This is a genomic window from Nonomuraea sp. NPDC003754 (genome assembly GCF_053605785.1).
The window spans coordinates 1-1,744 of sequence record NZ_JBSGJX010000125.1; the positions used below are offsets into that span (position 1 = coordinate 1).

The 1,744-nt window shown below is 62.7% G+C and carries 2 protein-coding genes; both read left to right on the forward strand.

What is annotated here, in order from left to right:
- Positions 1-136 precede the first annotated feature (136 nt).
- Positions 137-682 carry a GIY-YIG nuclease family protein gene (locus ACWEVS_RS46270; RefSeq protein ID WP_452557624.1) on the forward strand — a complete coding sequence of 182 codons (546 nt, stop codon included), beginning with the start codon at positions 137-139 and terminating at the stop codon, positions 680-682.
- A gap of 648 nt (positions 683-1,330) precedes the next feature.
- Positions 1,331-1,597: a hypothetical protein gene (locus ACWEVS_RS46275; RefSeq protein WP_452557626.1), complete on the forward strand. Its 267-nt coding sequence runs from the start codon at positions 1,331-1,333 to the stop codon at positions 1,595-1,597.
- Positions 1,598-1,744: the final 147 nt, after the last annotated feature.

Consider the following 1,744-nt stretch of genomic DNA (forward strand, 5'->3'; position numbering starts at 1 on the left):
AGATGTCGCAATCCACACCGAACCCGCAGGCCCTCCCTCATTTCAATCACATCGGGCTCGTGTCCTTGGCGCACTCAACCTCTGTGGTCATTACACCTAGCGTCTTCTCGTCCGCGTGGATCCGCTGGGAGTTGTGATGAACACGGTTGACCTCCTGGAACCCGACAGACTGTGGCGCGCAGCCGAGGTGCTGACCCGGCCGAGCCCCATACCAGCCGCCCCCGGCGTCTACGGCTGGCACTTCGAGCAGTCCCCCGACCCCCGGCTGCCCGCCGGGCAGCTGCTGTACGTCGGGATAGCCCCACGCCGGATGGCGACACGAGTCAGCAGGCAAAACCTGCGTACCCGAGTCCGCTACCACTTCCGCGGCAACGCCGAAGGCTCCACTCTGCGACTCACCCTCGGCTGCCTCCTCGGCCTCGAACTCCGCCGCGTAGTTAGCGGAAAGCGTCTGACCTTCGGACAGGCTTGCGAGAAGGAGCTGACAGCCTGGATGGCCGACAACGCCAGGGTGTGCTGGCTGACGCACCCCGAACCCTGGACCGCCGAGTCCGAGCTGATCGCCCAACTGGACCTTCCGCTCAACCTGGACCAGAACAGGAATCACGCCTTCCACCAGCACTTGAGCACTCTCCGGGCCTCCGTGCGGGCCCGGGCCCGCGAACTCCCCATAACCTGCTGATCAGCTGACCCCAACCGTGACCTGCTCTGCCGTAGATTTGGGTCTTCGATGCGCCTTATTGCGATCACTGGGGGCTACGCCAGCGAGACCCTTGACCAGGCAAAGGGCTTCTATCGCTTCTCACGGTTGCTCCGTATCCTGGACGCTCTGACAGAACAGCCATGGAACTGCAAGAGCCCCCGCCTTCGGCATGCCTCCACTTTGCAGGGCAGGCGGGCTCCTGCTCGGCCATATGAGGCAAGATCGTCATGGCAGAACCACTGATCACTTTGTGCTCATCGAGTCTATGATTCTCGGATGTCCCCTAGATCCGCTATGCCGCTTCTGTTAGCCCTCGGTCTCCTCGCTGGCTGTGGCGTGGCCCAGGAACGCGGCGCGGACAGCAACGTGTCCTCGCAACCGGAGGACGCGGCGACGGAAAGCGTTCAGGGACGTTGGTGGACATGGGCGGCCTCCGAAGACGAGAGCACGAACCCTGTGACGGACACGACCGGGGAGTTCTGCGACCGAAATCAGCCAGAGGATGTGTGGTTTCTCGCTGGGACCTTTGGCGGTACCTTGCAGCGGACATGCAGGGTTCCCATGGGAAGGCCGGTGGTCTTCCCGCTAGTGAATCAGATTTGCACCGAGGCACAATGCAGGGAGTTCATGGCCACAGCGAAAGGCAAGGCCACCCTTGACGGCAAGGCGATCACGCCAGAACGGATGGAAGACGACAACGTCACCGTGACTGGTGTAGCGGGCAATCCTCTCACCGGTGAGGAGGGAACGAGCACGTCATACGCTTGTGGTGTCTGGGTGCGCCTCCCGCCACTGAAGGCCGGCCGTCACAAACTGACCATTCGCGGGTCCTCCGGCGACTTCCGCACCGGCGTTGATTACACGCTCATCGTCGAGACCGACCAGCAAGCATGAGTGAACGTTTTTCATCCTCGGGCGGCGTGAGCGACACGGTGGTTCTGAAGGGCGGCGATGGCCTTGCAGAGGTGGCCGGCCTTGGAAGGGCTGCAGCGTAGCTTTCGGAGGATCTTCCAGCCTTTGAGCTGGGCGTTCGCGCGTTCT